This window comes from Vibrio pectenicida (assembly GCA_024347015.1).
In the GTDB taxonomy this organism is placed as follows: Bacteria; Pseudomonadota; Gammaproteobacteria; order Enterobacterales; family Vibrionaceae; genus Vibrio; species Vibrio pectenicida.
Window position 1 is genome coordinate 609656 of sequence record AP024889.1, and the last position, 14715, is coordinate 624370.

At 40.6% G+C, this 14715-nt stretch carries 15 protein-coding genes; 12 read left to right on the forward strand and 3 right to left on the reverse strand.

Annotation, left to right across the window (positions count from 1 at the left end):
* The first annotated feature begins 2 nt into the window (after positions 1-2).
* From hscB to fusA, 7 genes are all read left to right on the forward strand, one after another.
* Complete coding sequence (gene hscB / locus OCV27_RS02865) at positions 3-518, forward strand: co-chaperone HscB (protein ID WP_125322722.1); 516 nt, start codon at positions 3-5, stop codon at positions 516-518.
* A 19-nt stretch (positions 519-537) separates the two neighbouring features.
* Positions 538-2391 (forward strand): Fe-S protein assembly chaperone HscA, encoded by a 1854-nt coding sequence (gene hscA, locus OCV27_RS02870; RefSeq protein ID WP_125322723.1) that lies wholly within the window; start codon positions 538-540, stop codon positions 2389-2391.
* Positions 2392-2402: 11 nt separating this feature from the next.
* On the forward strand, positions 2403-2741 hold the full coding sequence (gene fdx / locus OCV27_RS02875) for an ISC system 2Fe-2S type ferredoxin (protein WP_125322724.1): 339 nt from the start codon (positions 2403-2405) through the stop codon (positions 2739-2741).
* Positions 2742-2797: 56 nt separating this feature from the next.
* Positions 2798-2992: a Fe-S cluster assembly protein IscX gene (iscX, locus tag OCV27_RS02880; protein ID WP_125322725.1), complete on the forward strand. Its 195-nt coding sequence runs from the start codon at positions 2798-2800 to the stop codon at positions 2990-2992.
* A gap of 165 nt (positions 2993-3157) precedes the next feature.
* Positions 3158-4456, forward strand: coding sequence for an aminopeptidase PepB (pepB, locus tag OCV27_RS02885; RefSeq protein WP_125322726.1), 1299 nt, complete (start codon positions 3158-3160; stop codon positions 4454-4456).
* 55 nt (positions 4457-4511) lie between these two features.
* Positions 4512-4940, forward strand: a complete 429-nt coding sequence (gene ndk, locus OCV27_RS02890) for a nucleoside-diphosphate kinase (protein ID WP_125322727.1) — start codon at positions 4512-4514, stop codon at positions 4938-4940.
* A gap of 404 nt (positions 4941-5344) precedes the next feature.
* Positions 5345-7432 carry an elongation factor G gene (gene fusA / locus OCV27_RS02895; RefSeq protein WP_125322728.1) on the forward strand — a complete coding sequence of 696 codons (2088 nt, stop codon included), beginning with the start codon at positions 5345-5347 and terminating at the stop codon, positions 7430-7432.
* Between the two features lie 147 nt (positions 7433-7579).
* Here fusA and OCV27_RS02900 read toward each other — a convergent pair whose 3' ends face one another.
* The 3 genes from OCV27_RS02900 to OCV27_RS02910 all read right to left on the reverse strand — a co-directional run bounded on the left by OCV27_RS02900 (position 7580) and on the right by OCV27_RS02910 (position 11151).
* On the reverse strand, positions 7580-8479 hold the full coding sequence (locus tag OCV27_RS02900; RefSeq protein WP_125322729.1) for a LysR substrate-binding domain-containing protein: 900 nt from the start codon (positions 8477-8479) through the stop codon (positions 7580-7582).
* 131 nt (positions 8480-8610) lie between these two features.
* Positions 8611-10293 (reverse strand): AMP-binding protein, encoded by a 1683-nt coding sequence (locus tag OCV27_RS02905; protein ID WP_125322730.1) that lies wholly within the window; start codon positions 10291-10293, stop codon positions 8611-8613.
* Between the two features lie 123 nt (positions 10294-10416).
* Positions 10417-11151 carry an AraC family transcriptional regulator gene (locus OCV27_RS02910; RefSeq protein WP_125322731.1) on the reverse strand — a complete coding sequence of 245 codons (735 nt, stop codon included), beginning with the start codon at positions 11149-11151 and terminating at the stop codon, positions 10417-10419.
* Positions 11152-11648: 497 nt separating this feature from the next.
* On the opposite strand from OCV27_RS02910, the gene OCV27_RS02915 reads away from it, so the two are divergent.
* From OCV27_RS02915 to cpaB, 5 genes are all read left to right on the forward strand, one after another.
* The gene (locus OCV27_RS02915; protein WP_125322621.1) at positions 11649-11819 is read left to right on the forward strand and encodes a Flp family type IVb pilin; all 171 of its coding nucleotides are present in this window, start codon (positions 11649-11651) and stop codon (positions 11817-11819) included.
* A gap of 91 nt (positions 11820-11910) precedes the next feature.
* Positions 11911-12063, forward strand: coding sequence for a Flp family type IVb pilin (locus OCV27_RS02920; protein WP_337969365.1), 153 nt, complete (start codon positions 11911-11913; stop codon positions 12061-12063).
* A gap of 28 nt (positions 12064-12091) precedes the next feature.
* Positions 12092-12616, forward strand: a complete 525-nt coding sequence (locus OCV27_RS02925) for an A24 family peptidase (RefSeq protein ID WP_125322619.1) — start codon at positions 12092-12094, stop codon at positions 12614-12616.
* Positions 12617-12628: 12 nt separating this feature from the next.
* Positions 12629-13975: a P-loop NTPase family protein gene (locus OCV27_RS02930; RefSeq protein WP_125322618.1), complete on the forward strand. Its 1347-nt coding sequence runs from the start codon at positions 12629-12631 to the stop codon at positions 13973-13975.
* Entirely contained in the window at positions 13972-14715 is a 744-nt protein-coding gene (gene cpaB, locus OCV27_RS02935) for a Flp pilus assembly protein CpaB (RefSeq protein WP_125322617.1), read from the forward strand. The genes OCV27_RS02930 and cpaB overlap by 4 nt, the downstream gene beginning before the upstream one ends.

Below are 14715 nucleotides of genomic sequence, written 5' to 3' on the forward strand. Positions count from 1 at the left end.
TAATGAATTACTTCAAATTATTCGGGCTACCAAGTCAGTTTCAACTGGATGGTAGCCTTCTTTCTTCACAGTTCCGTGAATTGCAAAAGCGCTTTCATCCCGATAACTTTGCGGCAGCATCAGAACGTGATCGTTTGATGGCTGTGCAAAAAGCATCACAAATTAATGATGCTTACCATGTACTTAAAAACCCTCTCTCCCGTGCTGAATACATATTGGCGGAAAATGGATTAGATATCCGTGATGAACAGCAAACGATGAGTGATCCTATGTTCTTGATGGAACAAATGGAGTTGAGGGAGGAGCTTGGAGATATTCCATCTCAAGTTGAACCTGAGACAGTACTGTTTGATTTTGATGACAAAGTAAGCAAAATGTACAAACAGTATCTTCATTCAGTTGAACTTGAATTGAATGCTGGTCAATGGGCTAAAGCGGCAGAGAATGTGCGTAAGCTAAAGTTTGTTTCCAAACTGAAAAATGAAATTGAACTAGTGGAAGATAAGCTCCTCGGCTAGTTAAGAATAAGGATCAACCATGGCATTACTTCAAATCGCAGAACCAGGGCAAAGTTCTGCTCCTCATGAACATAAACTCGCTGCGGGTATTGATCTAGGTACGACCAATTCTTTGGTTGCTGCTATTCGTAGTGGCAATGCTTCGACGTTAAAAGATGAACTAGGGCGTGGTATCCTGCCATCTATCGTTAATTATGCTCAAGTCCAGCCTTCTGTTGGTTACGATGCAAAACAACAGGCGGAATTGGATCCAGAAAATACCATCATTTCGGTTAAACGTTTACTAGGGCGCTCTTTACAAGATATTCAAGCTCGTTACCCTAATTTGCCGTATCACTTCAAAGAAAGTGACAATGGTTTACCTGTGTTTCAGACAGCATCAGGTGATAAAAATCCGATCCAGGTATCTGCTGATATTTTAAAATCACTGACGCAGCGTGCCCAAGAAACACTAGGTGGTGATTTATCAGGGGTGGTGATAACGGTACCAGCCTATTTTGATGATGCCCAGCGTGCTGGCACCAAAGATGCGGCTAAGTTAGCTGGACTAAATGTACTTCGTTTGCTGAATGAACCGACAGCAGCAGCTATTGCTTATGGCCTAGATTCTGGCCAAGAAGGAATTATTGCTGTTTATGATCTTGGAGGAGGCACTTTTGATGTCTCTATCCTGCGCTTGTCAAAAGGTGTTTTTGAAGTACTTGCGACGGGTGGTGATTCAGCTTTAGGGGGGGATGATTTTGATCATCTCTTGGCTGAGTACTTAATCGAAAAAGCAGCAATTAAAGCTCCGCTCTCTGCTGAGCAACGCAGAATGATTTTGAATTTGGCCACAGAGACTAAGATTACATTTTCAAAGCAAGACAAGGTTGATGTTCAACTTTACGATTGGACAGGAAGTGTTTCAAAAAGTGAATTTGAATCTTTAATACGTCCTTTAGTTAAAAAAACTTTGATGTCTTGTCGGCGAGCATTGAAAGATGCTCAAGTTGATGCGGAAGATATTCTAGAAGTTGTTATGGTTGGAGGCTCTACACGAACTTTGCTGGTACGTGAAATGGTAGGTGAGTTTTTTGACCGTGTACCATTAACGAGCATTAACCCTGACGAAGTTGTTGCCATTGGGGCTGGAATTCAAGCGGATATTTTGGTTGGTAATAAACCTGATTCTAAAATGCTGCTTTTGGATGTTATACCCCTTTCGCTTGGTATAGAAACAATGGGCGGATTGGTAGAAAAGATTATTCCGCGTAATACGACAATTCCAGTTGCTCGAGCTCAAGAGTTTACTACTTTCAAAGATGGTCAGACAGCAATGAGTGTTCATGTTGTACAAGGTGAACGAGAAATAGTTGATGACTGTCGCTCCCTAGCGCGCTTCTCACTTAAAGGTATTCCACCAATGGCTGCGGGAGCAGCACATATAAGAGTAACTTACCAAGTGGATGCTGATGGATTATTATCCGTTAATGCGATGGAGAAGAGCACGAAAGTTCAGTCAGAAATCCAAGTTAAGCCGTCTTATGGTTTAAGTGATGATGAAGTGGCGAATATGCTGCGTGATTCGATGACTTATGCGAAGGAAGATATGCTGGCGCGAGCACTTGCTGAACAACGGGTTGAAGCTGATAGAGTTATCGAAGGTTTATTGGTGGCAATGCAAGCAGATGGTGATGAGCTGTTGTCTGACTTGGATCGAGGGACTTTAGTTAATGCGATTGAGTCATTGATCGAGTTACGTAATGGTGATGACGCAGATGCCATTGAGCAAGGGATTAAGAATACTGATAAGGCGAGTCAAGATTTTGCTTCGCGCCGTATGGATAAGTCGATTCGAGCTGCATTGTCAGGTCAATCAGTAGATGATATTTAAGAGAAACAATTATGCCTAAGATTATTGTATTACCGCATGAAGATTTGTGCCCTGAAGGAGCAGTTTTGGAAGCGAGTGCAGGTGACTCGGTGCTTGATGTCGCGCTTAAAAATGGTATTGGCATTGAGCATGCCTGTGAAAAATCTTGTGCTTGTACAACATGCCATATCGTGATTCGTGAGGGTTTTGATTCTCTAGATGAGAGTGATGAACTTGAAGATGATATGTTAGATAAAGCTTGGGGACTAGAGCCTGAATCTCGTTTAGGTTGCCAAGCTAGGGTTACAAATGAAGACTTAGTGGTTGAAATTCCCAAGTATACATTGAACCATGCTTCAGAAGATCACTAAGCTATAAGTTAAATTGTGGTGACAATGACTAATCTTGATTAGAAGGAAGTTGAGTAATGAAATGGACAGATTCGCGTGATATTGCGATAGAATTGTGTGATAAATTTCCAGATCTTGACCCTAAAACAGTGCGTTTTACTGATCTGCATAAGTGGATCACTGACCTGGAAGAGTTTGACGATGAACCTAATCGCTCAAATGAAAAAATCCTTGAAGCTGTGATTTTATGTTGGATGGATGAAATGGATTAGTTGAAGGCTGTAAAATCCTTTCCAGTTAACAATTCTTATTTAAAATAACGGGCGTAATCGCCCGTTTTTTTATCGAATTGATATTTTTACCTGCCAAGATGCTAACATCCTTAAGTTGAGTGAAAGAGGCGTAGAGTACGCCAGTAATAAAGACAAGGAGAAACCATGTCTGCACAGATGTCAGTATTTTTGAGCACAGAACTAGCACCAGAGTATTGGGGAGAAAAAGCCATTCTTTCTTTCTCGGAACAGCGTGCGACGATTCACTTAAGTCAAGACAATGAGCTAGATATTGTCCAACGGGCTGCACGAAAGCTAGATTCTCAAGGAATATCCTCTATTTCACTAGAAGGCGCGGGTTGGGATCTAGAAAGCCTTTGGGCGTTTCATCAAGGTTATCGTACCCCAAAGAAAAAGAACACTTTGATTTTACCTGAGCTTGTTGATGCCGCGCAGGTAGAACTTGACGCTCGTATTAAATCAACCGAATTTACGCGTGATATTATTAACAAGCCTGCTGAAGAGGTCGCGCCAAGGCAACTTGCGACAATGGCTGCTGAATTTATCAAGTCAGTGGCGCCAAAAGGCACAGTTAAAATCCGAATTGTAAAAGATAAAGATCTTTTGGATGAAGGCTGGGAAGGAGTTTACGCCGTAGGGCGTGGCTCAGAGAGAACATCTGCTATGTTGCAGCTTGATTATAATCCGACTGGGGACGAAAATGCGCCTGTATGGGCTTGCTTAGTGGGTAAAGGGATCACTTTTGACTCTGGTGGATATAGTATTAAACCGTCAAATTCTATGGCGTCGATGAAAGCCGACATGGGTGGTTCTGCTACGATTACAGGTGGTCTAGGCCTTGCTATTATGCGTGGTCTTAACAAGCGAGTGAAATTGATTCTTTGTTGTGCTGAGAACATGATTTCTGGCAGAGCATTAAAGCTAGGTGACATTATCACTTATAAAAATGGTAAGACAGTTGAGATAATGAACACCGATGCTGAAGGACGTTTGGTCTTGGCTGATGGTTTGATATACGCGAGTGAACATAAACCTGAATTGATCATAGATTGCGCCACTTTAACTGGTGCTGCAAAAAATGCGCTGGGTAATGACTACCATGCTCTTATGAGCTTTGATGAGCCACTTTCTCAGCAGGCTTTATCTGCTGCTAAAGAAGAAAAGGAAGGGCTGTGGTCACTTCCACTGGCCAGTCATCATCGAGATATGCTACCGTCAAACTTTGCTGATTTATCCAATATCAGCAGTGGTGATTTCTCACCTGGAGCTAGTACAGCGGCTGCATTTTTATCTTATTTTGTTGAAGATTATCACAAAGGGTGGTTACACTTTGACTGCGCAGCAACGTATTGCAAATCCTCAACAAATATGTGGGCTGCAGGTGCAACTGGAGTGGGCGTGCGTACTTTAGCTGGTTTACTTATCCAGCAGGCCAACCAGTAATTTTAGTGGCGATAAATCGTCTCTTAACAGTAATAAAATATAAAAAGGTATATCTATGGCTCTAGAAAGAACATTTTCTATCATCAAGCCTGATGCAGTAGAACGAAACTTGATTGGTGAAATCTACAATCGTATTGAAAAAGCAGGCCTTCAGATTATCGCGGCAAAAATGGTGCGATTGACAGAAGAGCAAGCAAGTGGTTTTTACGCTGAGCACGAAGGTAAGCCATTTTTCCCATCATTAAAGGAGTTTATGACTTCAGGACCTATTATGGTTCAAGTGCTTGAAGGTGAAAGTGCAATTTCACGTTACCGTGAACTGATGGGTAAAACCAACCCTGAAGAGGCTGCTTGTGGTACGATTCGTGCGGATTATGCTTTGAACATGCGCCTTAATTCGGTACATGGCTCTGATAGTTCTGAATCCGCTGCTAGAGAAATTGAATTTTTCTTTCCAGCTGCTGAAATTTGCCCACGCGGTTGATTCGCTTTTATACATAATTAGGTGCTGTCGATATCGACAGCACCTCTTATTAGATTACTTTTCTTATCCATTAAATCGCTTTATCCAATTGACACATCGATTAGCTAGCCATTAAATTTTTAAGATAGACATTATTGATTATCATAAAATCAAGTAATTAGATTGTGGTCGGATAACGACTTTGTTCTTTGGTGTTTTGTAGATATCAAGTTGAGCTAAATATAATTCTAACTAATTGAAAAATAATGAGGTCTTATAATTACTGTCTGGTAAATACGTTGCTCATGGTAAGCTAACTTTAGTGAGATAAATTTTTTCATTCACATAAGCACGCAAAGCTATCAGTCTTGACAGATTATGATATACTCTGCGCGCAATTTATACCTTATTAACAGAGTAAGACAATGGCAGATCTATCAAAGTACAGAAACATTGGTATTTTCGCGCACGTTGATGCGGGTAAAACTACCACCACTGAGCGTATCCTTAAGCTTACTGGTAAAATCCACAAAACTGGTGAAGTACACGACGGTGAATCTACTACCGACTTCATGGAACAGGAAGCTGAGCGTGGAATCACTATTCAGTCTGCTGCCGTAACTTGTGAGTGGAAAGGCCACCGCCTAAACGTCATTGATACTCCGGGACACGTTGACTTTACAGTTGAAGTATATCGTTCACTTAAAGTTCTTGACGGTGGTATCGGTGTATTCTGTGGTTCTGGTGGTGTTGAGCCTCAGTCAGAGACTAACTGGCGCTACGCGAATGATTCAGAAGTATCTCGTTTGATTTTCGTCAACAAACTAGATCGTATTGGTGCAGACTTCTTACGCGTTGTTGACCAAGTAAAAAATGTTCTTGGCGCTAACCCACTAGTAATGACTCTGCCTATCGGCCGTGAAGATGATTTCGTTGGTGTTGTAGACATATTAACTCGTAAAGCATATGTATGGGATGACACTGGTCTTCCTGAAAACTATGAAGTTCAAGACATTCCTGCGGATATGCTTGATGACGTAGAACAGTATCGTGAAGAGCTAGTTGAAACGGTTGTAGAGCAAGACGACGACCTAATGGAAGCTTATATGGAAGGTGAAGAGCCTTCTCTCGAGCAACTAAAAACTTGTATTCGTAAAGGTACTCGTGATCTAGCTTTCTTCCCAACATTCTGTGGTTCTGCATTTAAGAACAAGGGTGTTCAGCTAGTCCTAGATGCAGTAGTAGATTACCTACCTGCACCAACTGAAGTTGATCCTCAGCCGTTAACTGATCCAGACACAGGTGAGCCTACTGGTGAAGTTGCGACAGTATCTTCAGACGAGCCACTAAAAGCGCTAGCATTCAAAATTATGGATGACCGCTTTGGTGCTCTAACCTTTATCCGCATATACTCTGGTCGCTTGAAGAAGGGTGATACTATCCTTAACTCTGCAACTGGTAAGACTGAACGTATCGGTCGTATGTGTGAGATGCAAGCAGATGAGCGTAACGAGCTTACTGAAGCGCAAGCTGGTGACATCATTGCGGTTGTGGGAATGAAGAACGTTCAAACAGGCCACACTTTATGTGATCCTAAGCATGAATGTACTCTTGAAGCTATGATCTTCCCTGAACCTGTAATCTCTATCGCTGTAGCACCTAAAGATAAAGGTTCTACTGAGAAAATGAGTATTGCTATCGGTAAAATGGTTGCAGAAGATCCATCATTCCAAGTTGAGACTGATGAAGATTCAGGTGAGACTATCTTAAAAGGTATGGGTGAACTTCACTTAGACATCAAGGTAGATATCCTTAAGCGTACTTACGGTGTTGAGCTAGAAGTGGGAGCTCCTCAGGTAGCATACCGTGAAACAATTACTCAACCTGTTGAAGATAGCTACACGCACAAGAAGCAGTCTGGTGGTTCTGGTCAGTTCGCGAAAATCGACTACCGCATCAAGCCTGGTGAGCCAAACTCTGGTTTCACGTTCTCTTCAAAGGTTGTTGGTGGTAACGTACCTAAAGAATTTTGGCCTGCAGTCGAAAAAGGCTTCGGCAGCATGATGGATCATGGTGTTCTTGCTGGATTCCCAACGCTAGATGTTGAAGTTGAACTATACGATGGTGGTTTCCACGCAGTTGACTCTTCGGCTATCGCTTACGAAATTGCAGCTAAAGGTGCATTCCGTCAGTCTATGCCAAAAGCAGGAGCGCAGCTTCTAGAGCCGATTATGAACGTTGACGTATTTACTCCAGAAGACAATGTTGGTGATGTAATCGGTGACCTTAACCGTCGTCGTGGTATGATCAAAGACCAACAAGCTGGTACTACAGGTGTTCGTATTAAAGCAGACGTACCTCTATCAGAAATGTTTGGTTACATTGGTCACCTACGTACTATTACTTCTGGTCGTGGTCAGTTCTCTATGGAATTTGCACACTACGCACCTTGCCCAATGAACGTTGCTGAGCAAGTTATCGCAGAAGTTAAAGAGCGTGACGCTAAGAAGTAATTATTACTTTAGCCAAGTCGTTTAATAAACCCCTGAAGTGAAAACTTCAGGGGTTTTCTTTTTATAAGTAATTAATACAATATGATGAGATAAGTGTATTTATCTGACCAATCAATGAGTAAGGAAATGAAATTATTCATTTATTGGCTATTCTGTAATTTCACTGCGTAACCATTCTGAAAATACGGTAATTCGTTGCTGACGGGGTGAGTCATTATCATAAAATAAATTGAACTGTATCCCAGGATTTATGCCAATATCAAATGGCTTGGTAAGTAAACCTCTTTCAACATAGTCATTAGCTAAAGAATCTGATGCCAAGCATGCGCCATGGCCAGCCATTACTGCATTCATAGCGTGATCAAAGGTTGCAACCTCCATCCACTGAACCGACTCTTTATTCATGGTGACACCTGCTTGAGCAAACCACGTTTGCCATGGATAGCCACCAGATTCATAATGAATGAGCAGAGTGTTAAGTAATTGTTTAGGAGAAGTTAAAGTGATTGCTTTGGTAAAATTAGGCGAACAGAAAGGGTAAATTGTTTCCTCAAATAGAAATTGTTTATGTAATGTTTGATTTCTATTGATATCAATCTCATCACCTTGCCAAATAGCAAGATCGGCATCCCCTTGTTTAAGCTGAGGGGCGTTACAACTAGTGATAATACGAATTGGAATGTTTGGGTATTGGGTAGAAAATTTCCACAGTCGAGGTAGTAGCCAGCGAGATGCAAATGAAGGTGTGGAACTGACACAGAGTAGCCCCTCAATGGGTTCACTTTGGATTTGATTTAGTCCAGTTATAATACTTTCAAACCCTTGAGAGACGTGTTTAGACAATATTTTACCATGTTCGGTTAGGCGCATTTCTCGCCCATCTCGCATAAATAGCTTGCAGCCTAATCCATCTTCAAGTTGGCGAATTTTTTGACTGACAGCAGCTTGGCTGACAAATAACTCCTCAGCAGCGCGGCTGTAACTTTTTAGTCTAGCCGCGACCTCAAAATAACGCAGACCCGATAAGTGATGTAGGCGAACATCCATAGCCAATCCCTGATTATTGTTTTGATTATGATAATCACTTGTATCGAAAAAAACAAAAGGATAGCATCCGCTATCCTTTTGCCATGGATAAACAAAAATCATGATTGAAGTGAAAAGATTGCCATGGCCTATTACTCCCAAACCACAAGCTGGCCTTTTGGCCAATTTTGTCCAACATCATGATATTTTTGTTCGAGAATATGACGCTTTATTTTCAAGGTTGGTGTCAGAATGCCATTTTCAATACTCCAAGGATCTTTAATCATCAACACACCTTTGATTTGTTCGTGTGATTCTAGAGACTCATTCATTTTAGCGATGACTTTTTTGGTCGTTCTTTCATAACGTTCTTTATCGAAGTTAGGGAAATCATGAGGAACAACGAGAAGTATTGGATAGGGTAAACCCAGTCCAATTAAGCACATCATTTCAACTCGGCTATATTCGAATAATTTTTTCTCAATTGGTACCGGAGCAACAAATTTTCCTTTCGCCGTCTTAAAGGTATCTTTTTTACGGCCTTGAATGGTGAGATAGCCTTCTCTATCAATTGAGCCTATATCGCCTGTATGTAACCAACCACTCGAATTGAAAGATTCTTGAGTTGCAATATCATTTTTATAGTAACCGGAAAATAGACCTTCACCACTCACCAATATTTCATCATCGTCTGCAATTTTTAGTTTAATGCCGGGTCCGGCATTACCAACAGTGCCTATTTTGTCTGCGCGAAATGGGTAATTGATTGTGCTATAAGCAAATGATTCGGTCATTCCCCAAGCTTCGGTAATATTAAGCCCGATACTGTGGTACCAGTTGAGAAGAGCTGGTGATACAGGTGCCGAGCCACACCCCAAAACACGTGCTTGATCTAGGCCAAGTCCATCAGCAAGTTTCTTTTTAATCAGAGAATTTACAAAGGGTATTTTGAGCAGAATATTCAGTTTTTTCTGTGGTAGTTTATCTTGAATTCTTTGCTGAAAAACGGTCCAAAGACGAGGGACAGAGATAAAGAGTGTTGGTCGATGCATTTTTACATCTTCGATAAAGGTATCGAGCGATTCAGGAAAAGCAGTAGGTACGCCACCCACAATAGAGCATCCGAATATATATACTCTTTCTGTAATATGAGCCAGTGGAAGATAAGAAAATAGGCGGTCACTAGGTTCTATGCCTATATGGTTGATCAATTGTTGTACTGACCAGTTATATGCACCATAAGTTAACATGGCACCTTTGGGTAAGCCAGATGTACCAGAGGTGTATACAAGCGACATTAGTTTATCGTCATCATGCTCGGGGCGATAGGTACTTGGCTGAATATTGTCTATTAGAGTCTCATATTCATGCTGGCAATTAGGTGCAGTATCGTATGGTAGAGAGAGGCTGATCAAATGCGGCATGCTATCTAAAACTTGCTGCGTTGCCGATGAATCATCAAGTTTGCCACATATGAGTGCTTTACTTTCACTGTGAGTTATACAGTATTCTATTGTTTCTGCCCCGGCGGTCGGGAATATTGGCACACTGATGAAATCGCCGAGCATCATAGCTAAGTCACAGATAAACCACTCAGCACAGTTTTTTGATACTAGAGCAATTTTATCACGGGGTTTTAATCCGAGTGATTGCAAAGCGGAAACTAGTTTTAAAGCTTTGTCAGCGACGTCGGCATAGGTAAACTCAACGAACTGACGATTAATGATCTGTTTAAGGTAAACTTCATTAGGGCGTTCCTCTGCCCAACGGAGGATCATTTCATTAGGCGGTGGAATAGTACAAGTGCTTTTGCGTAACTCGTTAGGCTGAATCATTTTCTAACTCCATGTTATTAGCAAAGTTATGATATTGTTATTGTTAACAGCGTGTTAACTCTATCATGGAGGGTAATAAAGCTGGAAACCTTAGTAAGAGAACTTGTGACCAGAGTGTGAAAACTAGTGCAGTTGCCTATAGATGGCAGGACTCAATCCGGTTTTCTTTTTGAATATCCTTGAAAAATAAGATACATCATTGTATCCGCATTGAAAGGCGATAAAAGAAATTTTCTCCTTCTTTTCACTTAGTAGTTGTTTAGCAAGGTTTATCCGTTGGAGGGTTAAGTAGTCTCGAAAGCAAACACCGATAGCTTTATGAAAAAATTTTGAAAAGTAGGTCACTGAATAGTGACAGTAATCGGCAATGTCTTGTTCGCGAATTTTACGCGATAAATTGTTGTCTATATACCTTAGTATTTCAACCAAATCTTTGTTTATAACTCTTTGCTCAATTAATTCAGGTATCTTATATGTTTCTAATGTTTCTTGGTGATTATTGAATTGACAGTAAATTTTTTTGCTTAGCTCTTCGGCCCAATCTATAGCGGTGTTTTCATTTAAATTTAAAGTAGAAAATACGATATCTAGTTTAGCAACCTCAGACTTCAGGTGATCTTTATATATGACTATGACATGCTTATTCAGGTTTTGACATATTTTGGCTGCAGTTAGAAATAAAGATTCAAAATTATCCTCGTAAAAGAAAAAGCAGAAATGGATATCAGATTCGCTTAGCACGGAGACATCATAACCATAATCAAGTAAATGGAAATGTTTTTCCAAATCCCTAACGGTATCTTTTTTAACATAACTTATTGATTGGCCAAGCCAATACCCTTTATGCAATATGTCCACAGACCTAAGTGCCCCATTAAACCTTTGTACTTCCTAACATTAAGGGTAGGTTAGAGAGTGGTAATCTCAACCATAACTTTATTGTTGATTCCTGAGTTCCAGATACATTAATCACAACTCTTTGTTGGCTTTAAGGTTATTAATTTAGATTTAACTTGTGCTCATGTCTTATTTATTTTTTATTAATCTTGTCAAGTTTCAAAAATGATACAAAATGAAAATCAAAGGAAATAATGTATCGGTTACGTACTGTGATTGTTTTTTTAATAATAAAAACAGTAGAATAAAATGTTTTATACATCAGTAGCGTTTGGGGTTAATATTCTAAGTTATGAGGTAAGTTGTGTTTTTATGCAGATAAATTTATTTGTTTAAATTAATGGCATGTCAAGAAAGTACCAAATTTGGTTAAAAAAATCCTAACCATTATCTGTTATCAAAACTAAATTAAAAGTTAAGCGCAACAGCTTAGCATATTTTCAGAAAGGAGACTGAATATGAATAGGGTATTAACTAACATTCAAGAATTTCTTAAGGATGAAGAAGGGTTAACTGTAGTTGAGTATGTAGTCGGTGCTGGCCTGCTAGTTGCGGGGTTGACAGGTATATTTACCACCTTTAGCAGTACGCTACAGACACAATTAGGATCGGTTTTCTCCTCTTCTTAGGTATCTATCTTTCTTGTCATTTGAAAGATATTTGGACCCATGGCGTAAGCGTCATGGGCAATTTTCTTTTGCCAGTTATGAGGTCGGTGTTATGGAGAAGATACAAAATTTTTTAGCCGATGAAGAAGGGCTAACAGTTGTCGAGTACGTCGTTGGGGCAGGGTTGCTTGTTGTTGGTTTTGCTGGTTTATTTGCTGCATTTAGGGACATACTTACTGCTGAATTTGCGACTCTATTTAGTTAATGCGTAGAAGCAACCTAAGGAGCGGTAAATGGACTTACTTATATGGATGGTATTATTTACTGTAGCCGTTTCTGACGCCAAAGAGCATAGAATTCCCAATATTGGATTATTAATAATTTTGGCGTTAGCTTTTGTTAACAAAACGTTTTCTCTGCAAGATTTTTCCCTTTTATTTTGGTCATTTATCGCTGGATTAACTTGCTTTATATGCGCTCTAGTTCTTTACTTTTTAAAAGTCATGGCGGCTGGTGATGTAAAACTTTTAGGGGTTGTTGGGTTTTGGTTAGGAGTATCCCACATTTATCAAGCGATATTCTGGATTGCAATTTCAAGTGTTGTGGTTGGTTTGTTTTATGCTCTGCTAAGACTGGCTCAAGCTCCTGATACTGGGAAGGAAACGTTGAATAAGTACTCTTTACTTGCTTTGTACGGTGTATCAGAAGCTAAAGTAGGAGGCTCATATAAAATAGAGGCGGACAAAAGGTTTAGGATGCCTTTTGCTCCAGTGGTGGTCTTGGGAATAGCGGTTTATTTTTATTTTTTGAATCAATGACAAGGAGTCAGCATGGTTCAGGTCAATTCACAAGTACGACATCGTACAGAGCTTAGCCCTCAAGCACCTGAACCTTCTGTGCCAACCACGTTCGATGACTTGGGCATCCCAAAAGCTGTGGTTGAAAACCTCGTAATAAAACATCTAGCGGCTTACCCGAAATCTGACATCCTACAACTTACCAAACTGTTAGCTGTGAATAGTCATCTTATTGAAGATATTCTTGTTGGCCTACGTGCCAAATCTTTTGCAGAAGTTTTTCAAGCATCAGCAAACTCTTTTTCCGCCCAAGCTACTGGACATGTTCGCTATGGTTTGTCAGAAGCAGGCATGCAGGAAGCCGATACGGCTTTTGCAAAAGATGCATACCTTGGTCCTGTGCCTGTATCTTTAACTGCTTATAGTGAAATGGTTAAAACCCAAGATGTTCGGGCACAAATGGTTAACCGCGCAGACGTTGAATACGCCCTCTCTGATGTACTAGGTGCCCATCGAATGATTGGGGTACTGGGTCCTGCTATTAATTCAGGTAGGGCATTATTGTTATATGGCAGTGCGGGTTCAGGTAAAACTTTTGTTGCTACCAAAATACTCAACTCTTTGAATACTTCCGTCTATATCCCATATGCAGTTTTTGCTGCGGGAAATATCATCAAAGTTTTTTCTCCTCAGCATCACAAACGAGTGCACAAGGAAGAAGTTCAATCCATTACTTTTAAAGAGCATTTTGATCGCCGATGGGCGTTATGTGAGCGCCCAAGTATTCAAGTCGGTGGTGAGCTAACTATGGATATGTTGGAGGTTAATCATAGTGAACACAATAAGGTATGGATGGCTCCACTACAAATGATGGCAAACAACGGCATTTTTATTATCGACGATTTAGGCCGTCAGCCTATGCCGGTTGATACCTTATTAAACCGCTGGATTGTACCTATGGAATACTTCTATGATTACTTGAATCTGCCCAACGGCCAGCAGATCAGTATTCCTTTTATCCTTACCCTTGCCTTTTCTACGAATTTAGATCCGGAAAAGATCAGTGACCCTGCTTTTTTACGTCGTTTAGGTTACAAAATCCAGTTTGGTCCTTTAGAGGAAGGTGAATATCATGAATTATGGAAGGGCATCTCACATTCTAAAAATTTGTCCCTTGATGATAGATGTTTTGAAGCTGTACTTGACTTACATCGTCAGCATGACGTGGGTTTTTATCCGTGCTTACCTAAAGATATTGTTGGTATTAGCCGAGATATCATTATTTTTGAGGAAGAGGAACCAGTGATCTCTATGGAAGTCGTAAAACGAGCATGGGAAGTGTATTTCACAGCGGATGGTAAGGGCGGAGGTGCTCGATGAGTCGAAATCAAGTGGTGTTACTATTCTTATTGTCTATTGCATTCGGCTTAGGTGCGGTCTTTTTTGCTAAGCAGTGGATGGATAGGCAATTGCAGCCTCAGACCGAAGTTGAGGTTGTTGAGAGAGAGCCCGTGATGATAGCAACTCAGGAAATTTTGGCAGGTACTGTAATTGAAGAGCAACATGTCAGTAGCAAGCTATTGGAAAAGGATTGGCGTGATGAATTTCAATTTACTACTACCGATGAGTTAGTCGGTGAGGTTGCAGCAACTAATATTTATCCAGGAGAAATTCTCACTTTGCATCGCTTAACTATTACAGGGGAAGGTTCAACACTTGCGTCTTTGATTCCAGAAAATAAGCGAGCCATCACTATTCGTGTTAATGATGTTATAGGCGTAGCTGGTTTCCTTTTACCCGGAAACAAAGTTGATGTACTTAACACGATTAAGTACAGCTCTACTTCGGCCAATACAGTAACCGTTCTTAAAGAAATTAAAGTTTTGGCAGTAGACCAGACAGCCAGAACAAAAGAAAACAAACCTATTATAGTTCGTGCGGTGACACTAGAAGTGTCGCCAAGAGAGGCTGAAAAGCTGTTATCTGCTCAGAGTAAAGGTGAGATTCAGCTTGCTTTGCGCAATCCTCATGAAGAAGAAAAAGTCGTCAAACGATATGTTGCCCCGAGTGTTACGGTTATTAAGGGCACCGAATCTCGCAAAATCAGGGTCAAGGATTGA

What these genes read in the sequence shown, in the direction of transcription:
- hscB (WP_125322722.1), top strand. Translation starts at nt 3, where the DNA reads ATGAATTACTTCAAATTATTCGGGCTACCAAGTCAGTTTCAACTGGAT.
- hscA (WP_125322723.1), top strand. Translation starts at nt 538, where the DNA reads ATGGCATTACTTCAAATCGCAGAACCAGGGCAAAGTTCTGCTCCTCAT.
- fdx (WP_125322724.1), top strand. Translation starts at nt 2,403, where the DNA reads ATGCCTAAGATTATTGTATTACCGCATGAAGATTTGTGCCCTGAAGGA.
- iscX (WP_125322725.1), top strand. Translation starts at nt 2,798, where the DNA reads ATGAAATGGACAGATTCGCGTGATATTGCGATAGAATTGTGTGATAAA.
- pepB (WP_125322726.1), top strand. Translation starts at nt 3,158, where the DNA reads ATGTCTGCACAGATGTCAGTATTTTTGAGCACAGAACTAGCACCAGAG.
- ndk (WP_125322727.1), top strand. Translation starts at nt 4,512, where the DNA reads ATGGCTCTAGAAAGAACATTTTCTATCATCAAGCCTGATGCAGTAGAA.
- fusA (WP_125322728.1), top strand. Translation starts at nt 5,345, where the DNA reads ATGGCAGATCTATCAAAGTACAGAAACATTGGTATTTTCGCGCACGTT.
- OCV27_RS02900 (WP_125322729.1), bottom strand. Translation starts at nt 8,479, where the DNA reads ATGGATGTTCGCCTACATCACTTATCGGGTCTGCGTTATTTTGAGGTC.
- OCV27_RS02905 (WP_125322730.1), bottom strand. Translation starts at nt 10,293, where the DNA reads ATGATTCAGCCTAACGAGTTACGCAAAAGCACTTGTACTATTCCACCG.
- OCV27_RS02915 (WP_125322621.1), top strand. Translation starts at nt 11,649, where the DNA reads ATGAATAGGGTATTAACTAACATTCAAGAATTTCTTAAGGATGAAGAA.
- OCV27_RS02920 (WP_337969365.1), top strand. Translation starts at nt 11,911, where the DNA reads ATGGAGAAGATACAAAATTTTTTAGCCGATGAAGAAGGGCTAACAGTT.
- OCV27_RS02925 (WP_125322619.1), top strand. Translation starts at nt 12,092, where the DNA reads ATGGACTTACTTATATGGATGGTATTATTTACTGTAGCCGTTTCTGAC.
- OCV27_RS02930 (WP_125322618.1), top strand. Translation starts at nt 12,629, where the DNA reads ATGGTTCAGGTCAATTCACAAGTACGACATCGTACAGAGCTTAGCCCT.
- cpaB (WP_125322617.1), top strand. Translation starts at nt 13,972, where the DNA reads ATGAGTCGAAATCAAGTGGTGTTACTATTCTTATTGTCTATTGCATTC.